We start from the raw sequence: 15,628 nt of genomic DNA, 5'->3' as shown, positions 1-15,628 counted from the left end.
CCGGACAGATGGCAGCATCCGACTACGTGTCAGAAATTCCCGAAAATCACTCTTGCGCTGAAGGGGGCGTCCACAGATGGAAAGCGGACCTGGCGACTAGTGCGCGTTAGCGACCTCAACGACCGCGTAAATATGGTCGACCGGAATCGAAAGCTTGGTTTTCTCTAGGGTGGGGCCACCCGAGAGTTCGACCTCGAGCATTCCATCATTTGAATGATGGGCGACCTCGTCCGGGGTGACTGTGACCGTGAAATCTTCGCTCCACAAGCAGTCGGGTTGCGGCGCGTCGGGTTTGGGAATGCACTCCCGAACCATTACTGGTCCGCGCTTGAAGACCGCCAAATCTCCGTCCAAGAACTCGGCTCGGTCGTACAGATGAGCCCGTCCCCGATAATAGGCGGAGCCTTGGAGAAACAGAGCGCCTGCAGCCCCGCCAATGTCGATCCGTCCCGCGTAGATGTCGGTGCTGTCGCCCTCCACCATTGGAGAGTAGATTTCCCGGCGATTGGCGCGTGCAATGGTTTTGATGCTGACCAGAACGCCGTTGGAAGCGGTTACCGTCGAATTCTCGATATCCTGTGCGACAGCTGCGCCTGCGACCATGAGAGCCATCGCCGCCACGCAGGAGCGAGATAAGAGCACACCGAACATGTGGGTTACCTTAGCGGACGGCGGCATTTCGCCCATAGTCGATACATACTCCAGTGGCGACTATCGAGCACACTGAAAGTCCGCAACGGGGCGGTTTGCGAAACCGGCCTCAGCCCCGAGATCGGACCTTGGCGTTGACGCAGGTGGACCTGTCGGCCTCCCGGAATCCTCAGAAACCGATCGTCACCGACGGCGCGCTACGCCGCGCCTCGCCATGGTGCACAGCTTCGATGTTGTTGCCGTCGGGATCGAGCACGAAAGCGGCGTAGTAGCCCGGATGATAGGCCCGCTCGCCCGGCGCGCCGTTGTCGCGTGCGCCATGGGCCAGCGCCGCCCGATAGAAGGCATCGACCGTCGCGCGGTCCTTGGCCTGAAAGGCCAGGTGATGCCGACCCGTCAGGACGCCCCGGCTCTCCGCGCTTTCCGGCGAGGACACGACGAGTTCATCGGCCCAGAAATAGCCGTCGGCCGTATCGATGACGGGAATCTCCAGCACGTTCAGAACAGCCGTGTAGAATTCCCGACTGAGCTGGAGATCACGGACGACCAGCTGGATGTGGTCTATGAGCCGACCGCGATGCAGTTGTGTCGTTCCCATGGTCTGTCCTGTTTCCCTGGCGTCGCGAAATCCGAGTTTCGAACCGACATGTGTGACGCCGCAGAATGGTGCTCCGCGGAAGGATCGCCTTGATCTTTCGCAAAGCGATCATTCCCCCGGCTCGACCGCGACGGGCGCGGGGCGGGACCAGATGATGCGTTCCCCGACAAAACCCTATATGACGCCGGTTCCTTGCGACGACCGAGCCGAAGACACGCCCAAATGCCCAGCCTGAACGAGATCCGCGCCACCTATCTGAACTTCTTCGCGGCCGATGGCCACGAGAAGGTGCACTCAGCGCCGCTGGTGCCGCAGAACGATCCGTCGCTGCTGTTCGTCAATGCCGGCATGGTGCCGTTCAAGGACTATTTCACCGGCGCGTCCAAGCCGCCCTATCCGCGCGCCACCAGCTCGCAGAAATGCGTCCGCGCCGGGGGCAAGCACAATGACCTGGACAATGTCGGCTACACCGCCCGCCACCTGACCTTCTTCGAGATGCTGGGGAATTTCTCCTTCGGCGACTATTTCAAGGAACACGCCATCGACCGGGCGTGGAAACTGGTCACGCAAGAGTTCGGCCTCGACGCCAAACGCCTGCTGGTCACCGTCTATATCGACGACGACGAGGCCGCCGCGATCTGGAAGAAGGTCACCGGCTTCGGCGACGACAAGATCATCCGCATCGCCGGCAGCGACAACTTCTGGGCCATGGGCGACAGCGGCCCCTGCGGTCCCTGCACCGAGATCTTCTGGGACCACGGCGACAAGATCCCCGGCGGCCCTCCCGGCTCGCCGGACGAGGACGGTGATCGCTACGTCGAGATCTGGAACAACGTCTTCATGCAGTTCGAGAAGGAGAACGACCAGATCGTTCGCACCCTTCCCAAGCCCAGCGTGGACACCGGCATGGGGCTGGAGCGGATGACCACCGTGCTCCAGGGCGTGCATTCGGTGTTCGAGACCGACCTGTTCAAGACCCTGATCGCCGCTTCGGAAGACGCCACCTCGACCAAGTCGGACGGCGAGCGCGCCGCCAGCCACCGGGTCATCGCCGACCACCTGCGCTCCTCCTCCTTCCTGATCGCCGACGGCGTCACCCCGTCGAACGAGGGCCGGGGCTATGTGCTGCGCCGGATCATGCGCCGCGCCATGCGCCACGCCCACCTGCTGGGCGCCGCCGATCCCCTGATGCACCGTCTGGTTCCGACCCTGGTGGCCCAGATGGGCGACGCCTATCCGGAACTGGCCCGCGCCCAGCCCTTCATCGAGGACACGCTGAAACAGGAAGAGGTCCGTTTCCGCACCACCCTGGGCCGGGGCATGGCCCTGTTCGACACGGCGGTTCAGGACTTCAAGCCGGGCGACATGCTGGACGGCCAGACCGCCTTCACCCTGTCCGACACCTACGGCTTCCCGCTGGACCTGACCCAGGACGAGGCCCGCCGTCGCGGCTTCTCGGTCAATGTCGACGGTTTCGAATCCGCCATGGCCGAACAGCGCCAGCGTTCGCGCGAACACTGGAAGGGCTCAGGCCAGACCGCCAACACCAATGAATGGCTGGCGATCCGCGACCGCGTGGGTCCGACCGTCTTCACCGGCTACGACAATATCGAGGGTTCGGGCGAGGTCCTGGCCATCATGAACGGCGGCGCTCCGGTCGAGACGGCCGAGGCCGGCGAGATCGTCGAGATCCTGTTCGACAACACCCCCTTCTACGCCGAGAGCGGCGGCCAGACCGGGGATCAAGGCACGCTGGAATGGCCCGGCGGGGAAGCCGAGGTGCTGGACGTCAAGAAACACGCCGGCGACCTGCATGTCCTGTCGGCCCAGATCACGGCCGGGACGCTTCAGATCGGCGCCCGCGTCGCCCAGCTGGTGGACGCCGACAAGCGCACCACCACCCGCGCCAACCACTCGGCCGCCCACCTGCTGCACACGGCCCTGAAGAATGTGCTCGGCCCGGCGGTCGCCCAGAAGGGTCAGCTGGTCGATTCCGAGCGCGCCCGTTTCGACTTCAGCCACGGCGCCCCCGTGACCGAGGACGAACTGGCGGCCATCGAGGCCGAGGTCAACGCCGTCATCCGCCAGAACGTCCCGGCGGAGACGAAACTGATGGCCCCGCAGGAGGCCATCGAGGCCGGCGCCATCGCCCTGTTCGGCGAGAAATACGGCGACGAGGTCCGGGTTCTGACGCTCGGCCGTTCGCTGGTCAGCGATAACGCTCCCTATTCAGTCGAACTGTGCGGCGGCACCCATGTGGCCCGCACCGGCGACATCGGCCTGTTCAAGATCGTTCAGGAGACCGGCGTCGCCGCCGGCGTCCGCCGCATCGAGGCCCTGACCGGCGAGGCGGCCCGCCTCTATCTGGAAGCCCAGGCCAAGGTGACGCGCGGCCTGGCCCGCGACTTCAAGATCCAGACCCAGGACGTCCCCGGCCGGGTCGAGGCCCTGCAGGGTTCGGTCAAGACGCTGGAGAAACAGGTCGCCGAGTTGAAGAAGCAACTGGCTCTGGGCGGCGGGTCCGGCGCGGCGTCTGCGCCCGAAGAGATCGGCGGGATCAAGCTGATGGCCCGTGTCCTGGACGGCGTGGACGGCAAGGGTCTGCGCGGCGTGGCCGAGGACTTCCGCAAACAGGTCGGAACCGGCGTCGTCGCCCTGATCGGCGTGACCGAAGGCAAGGCCGCCGTCACCGTCGCCGTCACCTCGGACCTTGCCGGGACCGGGGCCGACCGCGTCAACGCCGCCGACCTGGCCCGCGCCGCCGTCATCGCCATGGGCGGCCAGGGCGCCGGCGGCAAACCCGACTTCGCCCAGGGCGGCGCCCCGGATGGATCCAAGGCCGAGGCCGGTCTGGCGGCGGTGCGGGCGGCCCTGGCGGGCTGACCTCGACTTTCGTCATCCTCCGACGAGCGTAGCGAGATCGGGGGACCCAGCGGCGCGCGATAGCGCGAACCTGTCGCGGATTGCGTGTCTCGATATCGTGCGGCGGAGACATCGCCTTCGGCGCCGCTGGGTCCCCCGGTCTGCGCCGCGAAGACGCGGCTTGCCGGAGGATGACGAAAGGAAAAAGGTGGCGGCGTCAGACAGTCTTCAAAGTTCAGCCTGCCTCAACCCATCGGATCCGGCGTCAGGTCCACGCCGGCCAGTTTCCAATCGAAGATCCCGCGGCGCTCCAGGATCAGCACCAGGGCGTCGTCGGGCCGATCATCGCGCGTCAGGGTGACGGCGAAACGGTCGAACCCGCGATAGGCCCAGGACTGGTGGATTTCGGCCTTGGGCGCGGCCGGGGTGTCCGTTGCGGGCACGGGCCGCTCCGGCCGGGGCTTTTCGCCCGACCGCACCATGGCGGCCACGGCCTGGGGGGTGACGAAATTATCGACGGCCCCGTCCACCAGCGACGGCGCCAGCAGCATGCCCAGGGCGGCCAGACCCGTGTCGTCCCCCGCCCGGTGGCGGATCTCCAGGGCGGCCCGGGCGTTCAACTCGCTCTTCAGACTGGCGCGGAAGGCGGGAAAATCGACGCGGCGTTCCAGTCCCGCCGCATCCCCGGTGCGCGCCGCCCGGATCAGGCCCTGGGCGGCCACGAAGGGCGAGACGAAACAGGCGATCAGCAGGCCTGCGGCCACGGCGGCCAAAAGCCCGACGACGATCTTCTTCAGCATAGGAACTCCATCCTCAGTCAACGCGGACTCCGGCCGGCCGGTTGCCTCAGCGCGGGGCGGCGGCCGTCTTGCCGGGAACGGGAACGGGAACGGGAGTGACGGGCGCGGCCACGGCCGGCGCCGCGCCGTCCGGCAGGCCGATCTGGACCAGGATCCACTCAAACGGCCCCCGGCGCTCGAAGGTGAAGATGGTGCGCGATCCGCCCTGGTCCGCCACCGCCATCCGCGCCCGGTTCACGCCCCAGAAGATCGGCTTGGGCCAGGGTTGGGGCGCATCGTTCGCAACGGCGGTCGCGGTCATGCTGGACCGTTGGCTGGCGTACCGGCCCTCGCCGCGCGTCAGGGCCGCCAGGGCGGCCGGGGTCAGATAGGCGTCCACGTCCGGCCCGTTCAGCACCGGGTTCCGCTCCATCTGGCGCTGCACGGCCCCGATGGGGTCTTCCAGGAAGGAGGGCGCGGGCGCCAGGGCCAGGGCCTTTCCGGTCAGCTGCGGCCGCAGCGACTGGCGCACGGCCGTGAAATCGATCAGGCGCGCCAGGCCCTGCACGTCTCCCGCCTCGGCCGCAGACCGGATGGCGAAGAAGCCAACGGCCGGCGCGGCGAAAAAGGCCACGGCCGCGGCCACGACCGCCAGGATCAGAAGATTGCCGAACAGTCGTTTCACGAAGCCTCCCCCACGCTGGAACCGATCATGCACGGCCTCCGCGACGACGCAATGAAAAGCCCCGCCGGATCGTTCCGGCGGGGCTCTCTTTTGGTGGTCCTACCGCGCTTCGCGCTGCTTGAGGACTTTGTCTGTCCTACCGCGCTTCGCGCTGCTTGAGGACGGGCTCAGCCGACGTCGGGCAGGGCGGTCTTCAGGTTCTCGGCGACCTTGTCGAGGAAGCCCTCGGTGGTCAGCCAGCCCTGTTGGTCGCCGACCAGCAGCGCCAGGTCCTTGGTCATGTCGCCCGCCTCGACCGTCTGCACCACAACCTTTTCCAGGGTGTCGGCGAAGACGTCCAGGGCCGCATTGCCGTCCAGCTTGGCGCGGTGCTTGAAGCCGCGGGTCCAGGCGAAGATCGATGCGATCGAGTTGGTCGAGGTGGCCTCGCCCTTCTGGTGCTGGCGATAGTGGCGGGTCACGGTGCCGTGGGCGGCTTCCGTCTCCAGCACCTTGCCGTCCGGCGTCATCAGCACCGAGGTCATCAGGCCCAGCGAGCCGAAGCCCTGGGCGACCACGTCCGACTGGACGTCGCCGTCATAGTTCTTGCACGCCCAGACGAAGCCGCCCGACCACTTGATCGCGGCCGCGACCATGTCGTCGATCAGACGGTGTTCGTAGGTCAGGCCCTTGGCCTTGAAGTCCTCGGCGAATTCGGCGTCGAACACTTCCTGGAACAGATCCTTGAAGCGGCCGTCATAGGCTTTCAGGATGGTGTTCTTGGTCGACAGATAGACCGGGTAGCCGCGTTGGAGGCCGTAGGACAGCGAGGCGCGGGCGAACTCGCGGATCGACTCGTCCTGATTGTACATGGCCATGGCCACGCCGGCGCCGGGGGCCTTGTAGACCTCGTGCTCGATCACTTCGCCGTCGTCACCGACGAACTTGATCGTCAGGGTGCCGGGTCCGGGCATCAGGAAGTCGGTGGCCTTGTACTGGTCGCCGAAGGCGTGGCGGCCGACGACGATGGGCTGGGTCCAGCCGGGCACCAGGCGCGGCACGTTCGAGCAGATGATCGGCTCGCGGAAGACCACGCCGCCCAGGATGTTGCGGATGGTGCCGTTCGGCGACTTCCACATCTTCTTCAGGCCGAACTCCTTCACCCGCGCCTCGTCCGGGGTGATGGTGGCGCACTTCACGCCGACGCCGTGCTTCTGGATGGCGTGGGCGGCGTCGATCGTCACCTGGTCGTCGGTGGCGTCGCGGTGCTCCATGCTCAGGTCGTAATAGTCCAGATCGAGATCCAGGAACGGGAAGACCAGCTTGTCCTTGATCATCTGCCAGATGATGCGGGTCATTTCGTCGCCGTCGATGTCGACGATGGGGTTTTCGACCTTGATCTTGGCCATGCGTGAGGTCCGCCTCTGAACTTTGGGGAATGATATCGTGGCGGGGATATAGCGGGGCTGGGCGTCCGCGCAAACCCCGCCGTCCGTTAACCCTGCTCGGAAAAAACCTGACGGCGAGGTTGAACCCGCGTCACGGGTTTCGGCTTGTTAGACCCCAAGGGCCTGACCGGTCACAGCGGCGGACGACGGAATGACGGATGAAGAGCGCGAACTCGTCGAGCGGTGGATCATCACCTTCTGCGAGGCGCCGCCGGTGATCGATGTGGAACTGATGCGAAGGCCGATCGCTGAACAGCAAGCGACGCCGCAAGGAGTTCACCCATGCCAGCCAAGACCTTCAGGACCGGCGACCGCGTAAGGTGGGATCACAGCCAGGGCGCATCCGTCGGCAAGGGGGCAGGACGATCACCGCCGAAACCCACATCAAGGGGCACAAGGCGGCGGCGTCGTCCGATAATCCGGAGTATGTCGTCGAGAGCGCAAAGACCGACGCCCGCGCGGCGCACAAACCTTCGGAGCTGAACAAGGCATGAGGACCATCGATCTGTTGCGGGGCGTCGCCCTTTCGGCGCTGGCGGCGTCTGCGCTCGCCGTCGCGGCCTGCGGCGACAAGGACGCCGCTCAGAAGGCGGGTTCGCCCCAGGCCCCGGCCTCTTCGACGCCGCCTGCCGCCGCCCCGGCGCCCGTGCTGCAGACCCGCAGCGAGACCCGCCAGTTCAAGGACTGGCGCGCCACATGCGGCAATGACGGGACCTGCTGGGCCTTCGGCTTCGCGCCCGAATTCGCCGCGGGCTGGGTCCGCATCGCCCTCCAGCCCGGCCCTGACGCCAGGCCCGAGGTCAACTTCGGCTATTGGCCCGACGGGGACGCGCCCGCCTCGCGCCAGATCGGCCTGGCGATCGACGGCCGCACCTTTGCGGCGACCCTCAACGACGACGGCGACAGCCAGGCCCCGGTCGGCCTGATCCGCACCGACGCCCGTCCTGTCATCGACGCCATGGCCCAGGGCAAGTCCATGGTCGTTCGCGGCGCCTCTACCCAGGCGGTGTCGCTGAACGGGGCGGCCGCCGCCCTGCTCTGGATCGATGAGAAACAGGGCCGCCTCAACACGCCCACCGCCCTGATCCGTCGTGGCGACCGTCCTGCCTCCACCGTCCCCGTCGCTCCGCCCCTGCCGACGGTCATGCCCGCGCCGGCAGTGGATCAGGCGGGCTTCGGCGACGTGAACCAGCGCGTGCCCGCCGCCCTTCGCGCCCGCACCGAGGTCGGCACCTGCCTGAAGGAATCGGCCATGCCGGCGGTCAGCGACATGGTGATGTCCGCCCGGCTGGACGCCCGCACCGAGCTGTGGGGCGTGCCCTGCGGTGCGGGGGCCTATAATGTCACCCACAACTGGTATCTGACGGGGCCGGATGGTCGCGACCCGCGTCCGGCGATCCTTGCCGGAACGGCCGGACCCGGCGCCGACCCGGTCATGCCCGACAACTCCACCGTCAACGGGGCGTATGATCCCAAGACCCGCACACTGTCGGCCTTCGCCAAGGGGCGCGGCATCGGCGACTGCGGCTCGGCTCAGACCTGGGCCTGGACTGGCGACCGCTTCGTCCTGACGCAGGAGAGCACGATGGGGGAATGCGCGGGCGTGCCGTCCGACTTGTGGCCCGTCGCCTGGCGCACGCGGTGAACGACCCGGAGGTCCTGATCATCGGCGCGGGTCCGGCCGGTCTGACGGCGGCGACCTATCTCGGGCGGTTTCGTCGGCGGACCATGGTGATGGACGCCGGCGCGCCGCGCGCCTGCTGGATCCCGCTCAGCCACAATATGCCGGGCTTTCCGGCCGGCATCACGGGCGCCGATATTCTGAAGCGGATGCGCGAACAGGCCGAGGAATACGGCGCCGTCATCAGGCCGGGTCGGGTCGAGAGCCTGGTCCATGACGGCGAAGACTTCATAGCCCAGGTCGAGGGGAGATCCATCCGCGCCCGCGCCATCCTGCTGGCCACGGGCGTCGTCGATCATCACCCCGACTTGCCGGGCGTGGAGCGCGCGGTGCAGAAGGCGCTGGTCCGCATCTGCCCCATCTGCGACGGCTATGAGGCGACCGGCAAGGCGGTCGCCGTCATCGGCGACAGCGACAAGGGCGCGCGCGAGGCCGCCTTCATGCGCACCTATTCGGACCGGGTGACCCTGATCCACATCGGCCCGGCCGACGCCCTGACCCGTCGCGACGAACTGGACCGGCTGGGCGTCGAACTGGTTCTGGCCCCGCTTGAGGCCATCGATATCGAACAGGACCGGGTGACCGCCCTGAGCTATGGCGGCCAGAGCCGGACCTTCGATCTCGTCTATTCGGCCCTGGGCACGTCGCCCAACGCCGAACTGGCGCAGGGCCTCAAGGCCCGGCTGGCCTCCGACGGCCGGCTGGAGGTCGATCTGCACCAGGCCACCAGCGTGCCGGGTCTCTACGCCGCCGGCGACGTGGTGCGCGGCCTCAACCAGATCGCCGTCGCCACGGCCGAGGCCGCCGTCGCCGCCACCGACATCCACAACCGCCTGCGCCGGATCGACGGCCTGACGGTCGCCGACTAGGCCCCGACTAGACTAAGCCTGGGTCGCCACCCAGCTGTCCACGATCCGCTCCAGCACCGACAGGGGCACGCCGCCGGTGGCCAGGGCCGTGTCGTGGAAACCCTTCAGGTCGAACCGGTCGCCCAGGCTGGTCCTGGCCTTCTCGCGCAGGCGGACCCATTCGTTGTGGCCGACCTTGTAGGCGCAGGCCTGGCCCGGCCAGCCGCAATAGCGTTCGACCTCGGACACGGCCGCGCCTTCCTGGTCGCCATAGGCCTCCATCATGTACTGGATGCCCTGTTCGCGGCTCCAGCCCTTGGAATGGATGCCGGTGTCCACCACCAGACGGGCGGCGCGGAACATCAGCGACTGGACATAGCCGATCTGGCCGACCGGATCATTCTCATAGGCGCCCAGTTCGTCGGCCAGCTGTTCGGCGTACAGGCCCCAGCCCTCGACATAGCTGGAGAAGCCCAGCAGATTCATCAGCTTGGGCGCGGCCGCGCTCTCCTGTTGCAGGCTGATCTGCAAATGGTGGCCCGGCGTCGCCTCATGATAGGTCAGGGTCGGCAGGGTCCAGGACGGCCATTCCGCCGTGTCCTTCAGATTGATCCAGTAGATGCCCGGCCGGGTCCCATCCAGGCTGGGCGAGTTGTAATAGCCCATCGGAGCGCCGGCCTCGATCTCGGGCGGGACGCGCTTGATCTGGACCGAGGCCTTGGGCAGGCGACCGAAGGCGCCGGGCAGACGGGCCTGCATGTCGGCCATCTGCTCGTTCAGCTTTTCGATCAGCTCGGCCTTGCCCGCGTCGGTGTTGGGATAGACGTATTTCGGATCCTGACCCAGGGCGCGGATCCGCTCCGCCACCGTCCCCTGGGTCAGACCCTGGGCCTGCAGCAGGGTGTCGGCGCGGGCGGTCAGCTCGGCCATCTGGGCGCGGCCGGTGCGGTGGATCTCGTCCGCCGTCAGCCGGGTGGTGGTGATGAAGCGCAGGCTGTTGGCGTAGTATTGCTGGCCCTGCGGCAGGCGACGGACCGAGGCCTCGTGCCCGGCGCGCGGCAGGGCGGCCTTCAGCAGGGCGTTCTGGGCCGACAAGGCGGGATAGACCTTCTGGTTCAGCAAGGCCTCGACCTGGGCGCCCCAGTCGCCGGTCAGTCCCTTGGCCCTCGCCCGATCCGCCACCGAGGCGACCAGGGGCGAGGCGGCGGCGTTCGTGGCCAATATGCCGTCCTGCTGGGCGATGGCCTTGGCCAGGATGAAGTCCGGCGGAATGACGCCCAGGGCGTACTCCTCACGCAGCCGGTCCGTCTCGGCGCTCAGCACGTCGGCGAAGGCGTGGACGCGGGCCACATAGGCGTCGGCGTCGGCGGCGGTCTCGATCGTGTGCTGGTTGGCCAGGAAGTCCGGCGTCGACTGATAGGCGCCGCCCTGCTGGCTGACCCGATAGGGGTTGGGCCAGCCGCCCTGGCCATAGGGGATGGCGAAGGTGGCGATCACCCCGTCCAGATTGTCGGCGATGGTGTCGTAATAGATGCCGTCCTGGGCGTCCATGGACGTGCGGTCCATGGCGCTCAACGCGGCGCGCTGGGCCTTGGTGAAGGCGCGGAACTTCTCCTCGTTCTCCAGGGTCGGCGCGGTCAGCTGGGACTTGGCGGCGGCGCGCGGGCCCTTGTCCAGGCCGAAGGCGGTGACGGCCTCGGGGCTCAGGTCCAGGGTCTGTTCGAAGGTCTGGTCCATGAAGCCGGCCAGGGCGGCCTTGGCTGCGGCGGCGTCGCCGGCCGGGGCGGTTCCGGCAAAGACCTGCCCCCCTGCGGCGGCCAGGCCAGCCCCGGCTGCGGCGGACAGAAGAAGGCGGCGACGGTCGATCATGGAAGGCCCCTGCGAAGATGTCGCCGCAATGGAGCCCCGAGAGCCGCAGGCCGCAAGTGAAATTGCAGACAGGCTCGATCCCAACTCACCTCCCCGTTCGCGGAGGCGAACGGGGAGGACAGGCGATCGCGTCAGCGAGCGTCAGGCGGGGGGCGACTCGGTGTCTGAAGCTGAGCCGGTCATCACCGCCGTCGGAGTCGCCCCCTCCTGGTCGCTGAGCGACCTGTCCTCCCCACGCGCCTTCGCGCGCGGGGAGGTGAAGATCATCCCGCCGCCTTCACCGCCGCCGAAACCTCGGACACCACCCGTTTGACCAGGGCGGCGTCGTCGCCTTCCGCCATGACGCGGATCAGCTTTTCCGTGCCCGAGGGGCGGACCAGCAGCCGCCCCTGGCCGTTCAGGGTCGCCTCGGCCTCGGCGATGGCGGTCTTGACCGTGTCGCTCTCCAGCGGCTTGCCGGCGGTGTAACGGACATTCTCCAGACGCTGCGGCACCGGGTCGAACTGGCGGGCCAGTTCGCTCATCGGCTTGCCGGAGTCCACCAGAACGGCCAGCACCTGCAGCGCCGCCATCAGGCCGTCGCCGGTGGTGGCGTGGTCGTGCAGGATGATATGGCCCGACTGTTCGCCGCCGATGTTGAACCCGCCTTCGCGCATCCGCTCCATCACATAGCGGTCGCCGACCTTGGTCCGCTCCAGCGTCAGGCCCTCGGCCTTCAGCCGGCGCTCCAGCCCCAGGTTGGACATGACGGTGGCCACCACGCCGCCGCCGGTCAGCAGGCCGCGTTTCGCCCAGTCCAGCCCGACGAGGGCCATGATCTGGTCCCCGTCCACCACCTGGCCCTTTTCGTCGCAGATGATCAGCCGGTCCGCATCCCCGTCCAGGGCGATGCCGATGTCGGCCCGGTAGCGTTTGACCGCCTCGACCAGGGTCGCCGGGTGGGTCGAGCCGCATTCGGCGTTGATATTGGTTCCGTTCGGGGTCACGCCGACGGGGAAGACCTCGGCGCCCAGTTCGAACAGGGTGGTGGGCGCGACCTTGTAGCCGGCGCCATTGGCGCAATCGACGGCGATCCTCAGGCCTTGCAGCGTCAGGCGTTTCGGGAAGGCCTGTTTGGCGATCTCGATATAGCGGGCCTGGGCGTCGTCGATCCGCTTGACCCGGCCCAGCCTGTTCGACGGCGCCAGCCCCTGGTCCAGGCCGTCGTCCATCAGGGCCTCGATCTTCAGCTCGATCTCATCCGACAGCTTGTAGCCGTCCGGGCCGAACAGCTTGATCCCGTTGTCGGCGTAGTCGTTGTGCGAGGCCGAGATCATCACCCCCAGGTCGGCGCGCATCGACCGGGTCAGCATGGCCACCCCCGGCGTCGGCACGGGACCGAAGGTGCGCACGTCCATCCCCACCGAGGCGAAACCGGCGACCAGGGCCGGCTCGATCGTATAGCCGGACAGGCGGGTGTCCTTGCCGATCACCACCAGATGACGGCGGTCATCCCCGGTGCGGAACAGTTTGCCGGCCGCCAGGCCGACGCGCAGCGCGACCTCGGCCGTCATCGGATAGGTGTTGGCGCGCCCGCGAATGCCGTCGGTGCCGAAATATTTCCTGTCGCCCACGGGCTGGTCCTTCGTCTGGCGGCTTCCGAACAGGAAACCTTCCGAAACCCCTTTTTAGGTGCGGTCCGTCCTAAGATTGCATAGACGGCCGGTGGGGGCTGGTGCGTGGCTTAGCCCCGGATCGCCGTCTGTGCAAAGCGGCGCCCTTCTGTTTCCCTCTTCCTCGGAGTTCCTGCGCATGTGCGGCATCATCGGCGTCACCGGCAATGGACCTGTCGTTCCCCGGCTGATCGACAGTCTGAAACGGCTGGAATACCGCGGTTATGACTCGGCCGGGGTCGCCGCCATGGTGGACGGCGCGGTCGAACGCCGCCGCGCCCAGGGCAAGATCCGCAATCTGGAAGCCGTCCTGGCCGAACAGCCGCTGACGGCCTCGGTCGGCATCGGCCACACCCGCTGGGCCACCCACGGCGCCCCGACCACGGCCAACGCCCACCCGCACAAGGCCGGGCGCGTCACCCTGGTCCACAACGGCATCATCGAGAATTTCGCCGAGCTGAAGGCCGAACTGGCCGCCGAGGGCCATGTCTTTGAAAGCCAGACCGACACCGAGGTCATCGCCCATCTGCTGGACGCGGAGCTGAACACGGGCCGCCCGCCGCTGGAGGCCTTCAAGGCCACGCTGGACCGGCTGACCGGCGCCTATGCCTTGGCCGTGCTGATCGACGGCCAGGACGATCTGATCCTGGGCGCCCGTCGTGGCAGCCCCCTGGTCGTCGGCTGGGGCGAGGACGAGATGTATCTGGGCTCGGACGCCCTGGCCGTCGGCCCCTTCACCCAGAAGATCAGTTATCTGGAAGAGGGCGACTATGTCGCCGTGACCCGCAGCGGCGCCCAGATGTTCGATGTGACCGGCTCTCCGGTCGAACGGGCGGTGGTCCAGGTCTCGGCCTCTTCGGCGATGGTCGAGAAGGGCGAGTATCGCCACTTCATGGAAAAGGAGATCCATGAACAGCCCGACAGCGTCCAGCACACCCTGTCGGAATATCTGGACCTGGTGACGGGCGCGGCCAAGCCTCAGGCCGTGGACTTCGCCGCCCTCGACCGGATCCAGATCGTGGCCTGCGGCACGGCCTTCTACGCCGGCCAGATCGCCCGTTACGCCTTCGAGAAGCTGGCGGGCCTGCCGTGCGACGTCGAGATCGCGTCCGAGTTCCGCTATCGCTCGCCGGCGGTGTCGCCAAGGACCCTGGCGGTCGCCGTCAGCCAGTCGGGCGAGACGGCCGACACCCTGGCCAGCCTGACCTGGTGCAAGGCCCAGGGGCTGAAGACGGCGGCGGTGGTCAATGTCCATTCCTCGTCCATGGCGCGCGAGGCCGAGGTGCTGTGGCCGACCCACGCCGGGCCCGAGATCGGCGTCGCCTCGACCAAGGCCTTCACCGCCCAGGTCGCGGCCCTGCTGGCCCTGGCCGTGTCGGCCGGGGTGGCGCGCGGCCGGATCGACGCCGCGACCGAGGGCGAACTGGTCAAGGCCCTGTTCGAAAGCCCGCGCCTGATCGCCGACGCCCTGCGCATGGGCGACAGCATCCGCGCCGTGGTCCAGGACCTGGCCAAGGCCGACGACGTCCTGTTCCTTGGCCGGGGGGCCATGTTCCCCCTCGCCATGGAAGGGGCGCTGAAGCTGAAGGAGATCAGCTATATCCACGCCGAAGGTTACGCCGCCGGCGAGCTGAAGCACGGTCCCATCGCCCTGATCGACGAGGAGACCCCGACCATCGCCCTGGCCCCGCTGGACGATGTGTTCGAAAAGACCGCCTCGAACCTGCAGGAGGTCGCCGCCCGCGGCGGCCCGGTCATCATGATCACGCCGGAAAGGGCTCCGGATCTGCACGGCGCCGGCATCCGCCGCATCCACGCCCCGGACTGCCACCCCCTGATCGCGCCCCTGGTCTACGCCGTGCCGGTCCAGCTGTTGGCCTATTACACCGCCGTCCAGAAAGGCACCGACGTCGATCAGCCCCGCAACCTGGCCAAGTCCGTCACGGTGGAGTGAGGGGCCTGTTCGCCGACTGAGCCCGCCGCCCTTTGCAGGGCGGCCATGTCGGACAGCAGTATGGCCGCCCGTCGCACCCGGATCGCCCCGGTCGCCCGAAGCTCGCCTGCCGCGGTGGAAATTCCGGCCCGGCGTACGGCCAGAAGATCGGCGATGTCGCTCTGGCGCAATGTGACCTCGGTCGCGCCGCCGAGAGCGTGGATGTCGAGCAGGAGGCTGGCCAGGCGTTCCGTCACTCGGCCATGCGCGTGACGCGTCACCTCGGCCCGGGCTGTTTCCATCCGACGGCGCATATCCACCAGGGCGGTCTCGATCAGGGTGTCGCGATCGATCACCTCGATGAGGCTGTCGGCTGAAATCACGACCTGGCGACCGCGCGTCAGCCACAGAGCGCTCTCGTCCGGTCCCGTTCCCAATGCGGCGTCGAAGTTCAGCAGGTCGCCGGGACCGACGAGGCCGAGGCAGACGGGATCCCTCGCTCCCTGCCGCGCCGCCACGCCTTCCAGAACCAGGGTCACAAGCGATCGACCCGCCTGCAGTGACTGGCTGCGGGCGCCAGGAAAGACGGGGTCTTCGCCCGGTTCCATCCCTTGGATCGCCAGTTGGGAGAGGAGTGCGCGCG

14 protein-coding genes are annotated in these 15,628 nt (G+C 67.8%); 6 read left to right on the top strand and 8 right to left on the bottom strand.

Features of this window, described 5'->3' with window-relative positions; genetic code table 11:
• Positions 1-96: 96 nt before the first annotated feature.
• Both AC1RSI_RS03350 and AC1RSI_RS03345 read right to left on the bottom strand, forming a co-directional pair.
• Entirely contained in the window at positions 97-651 is a 555-nt protein-coding gene (locus tag AC1RSI_RS03350) for a hypothetical protein (RefSeq protein WP_492322652.1), read from the bottom strand.
• 169 nt (positions 652-820) lie between these two features.
• Complete coding sequence (locus tag AC1RSI_RS03345) at positions 821-1,249, bottom strand: VOC family protein (protein ID WP_008259840.1); 429 nt, start codon at positions 1,247-1,249, stop codon at positions 821-823.
• A 222-nt stretch (positions 1,250-1,471) separates the two neighbouring features.
• Between AC1RSI_RS03345 and alaS the strand changes: the two genes are divergently transcribed.
• A complete protein-coding gene (alaS, locus tag AC1RSI_RS03340; RefSeq protein WP_492322651.1) occupies positions 1,472-4,132 on the top strand; it encodes an alanine--tRNA ligase in 2,661 nt (886 codons plus the stop codon).
• Positions 4,133-4,356: 224 nt separating this feature from the next.
• On the opposite strand, the gene AC1RSI_RS03335 is transcribed toward alaS, so the two are convergent.
• The 3 genes from AC1RSI_RS03335 to AC1RSI_RS03325 all read right to left on the bottom strand — a co-directional run bounded on the left by AC1RSI_RS03335 (position 4,357) and on the right by AC1RSI_RS03325 (position 6,963).
• The gene (locus tag AC1RSI_RS03335; protein ID WP_492322650.1) at positions 4,357-4,911 is read right to left on the bottom strand and encodes a DUF2939 domain-containing protein; all 555 of its coding nucleotides are present in this window, start codon (positions 4,909-4,911) and stop codon (positions 4,357-4,359) included.
• Between the two features lie 46 nt (positions 4,912-4,957).
• Positions 4,958-5,575 carry a DUF2939 domain-containing protein gene (locus AC1RSI_RS03330; RefSeq protein ID WP_492322649.1) on the bottom strand — a complete coding sequence of 206 codons (618 nt, stop codon included), beginning with the start codon at positions 5,573-5,575 and terminating at the stop codon, positions 4,958-4,960.
• Between the two features lie 167 nt (positions 5,576-5,742).
• Complete coding sequence (locus tag AC1RSI_RS03325) at positions 5,743-6,963, bottom strand: NADP-dependent isocitrate dehydrogenase (RefSeq protein WP_183197362.1); 1,221 nt, start codon at positions 6,961-6,963, stop codon at positions 5,743-5,745.
• 190 nt (positions 6,964-7,153) lie between these two features.
• Here AC1RSI_RS03325 and AC1RSI_RS03320 point away from each other — a divergent pair, with 190 nt between their 5' ends.
• From AC1RSI_RS03320 to AC1RSI_RS03305, 4 genes are read left to right on the top strand one after another with little or no spacing between them, the layout of a single operon-like run.
• Complete coding sequence (locus AC1RSI_RS03320; protein ID WP_492322648.1) at positions 7,154-7,321, top strand: hypothetical protein; 168 nt, start codon at positions 7,154-7,156, stop codon at positions 7,319-7,321.
• A 1-nt stretch (position 7,322) separates the two neighbouring features.
• Positions 7,323-7,496, top strand: a complete 174-nt coding sequence (locus AC1RSI_RS03315) for a hypervirulence associated TUDOR domain-containing protein (protein WP_426025844.1) — start codon at positions 7,323-7,325, stop codon at positions 7,494-7,496.
• Positions 7,493-8,647, top strand: a complete 1,155-nt coding sequence (locus tag AC1RSI_RS03310) for a DUF1176 domain-containing protein (protein ID WP_426025845.1) — start codon at positions 7,493-7,495, stop codon at positions 8,645-8,647. The genes AC1RSI_RS03315 and AC1RSI_RS03310 overlap by 4 nt, the downstream gene beginning before the upstream one ends.
• The gene (locus AC1RSI_RS03305; protein WP_444584617.1) at positions 8,644-9,552 is read left to right on the top strand and encodes an NAD(P)/FAD-dependent oxidoreductase; all 909 of its coding nucleotides are present in this window, start codon (positions 8,644-8,646) and stop codon (positions 9,550-9,552) included. The genes AC1RSI_RS03310 and AC1RSI_RS03305 overlap by 4 nt, the downstream gene beginning before the upstream one ends.
• Positions 9,553-9,564: 12 nt before the next feature.
• On the opposite strand, the gene AC1RSI_RS03300 is transcribed toward AC1RSI_RS03305, so the two are convergent.
• Positions 9,565-11,400 (bottom strand): DUF885 domain-containing protein, encoded by a 1,836-nt coding sequence (locus tag AC1RSI_RS03300; RefSeq protein ID WP_492322647.1) that lies wholly within the window; start codon positions 11,398-11,400, stop codon positions 9,565-9,567.
• A 263-nt stretch (positions 11,401-11,663) separates the two neighbouring features.
• Entirely contained in the window at positions 11,664-13,013 is a 1,350-nt protein-coding gene (glmM, locus tag AC1RSI_RS03295) for a phosphoglucosamine mutase (RefSeq protein ID WP_291756579.1), read from the bottom strand.
• Positions 13,014-13,191: 178 nt separating this feature from the next.
• Between glmM and glmS the strand changes: the two genes are divergently transcribed.
• Entirely contained in the window at positions 13,192-15,006 is a 1,815-nt protein-coding gene (glmS, locus tag AC1RSI_RS03290) for a glutamine--fructose-6-phosphate transaminase (isomerizing) (protein ID WP_492322646.1), read from the top strand.
• Here the strand turns inward: glmS and AC1RSI_RS03285 are convergent.
• Entirely contained in the window at positions 14,967-15,524 is a 558-nt protein-coding gene (locus AC1RSI_RS03285) for a Crp/Fnr family transcriptional regulator (protein ID WP_492793330.1), read from the bottom strand. The genes glmS and AC1RSI_RS03285 overlap by 40 nt on opposite strands.
• Between the last annotated feature and the right edge of the window lie 104 nt (positions 15,525-15,628).

This window comes from Brevundimonas sp. GW821-FHT10E09 (assembly GCF_058809375.1).
Note: the sequence above shows the minus strand (reverse complement) of the source record. Positions and strands in the feature narration are given on the sequence as shown.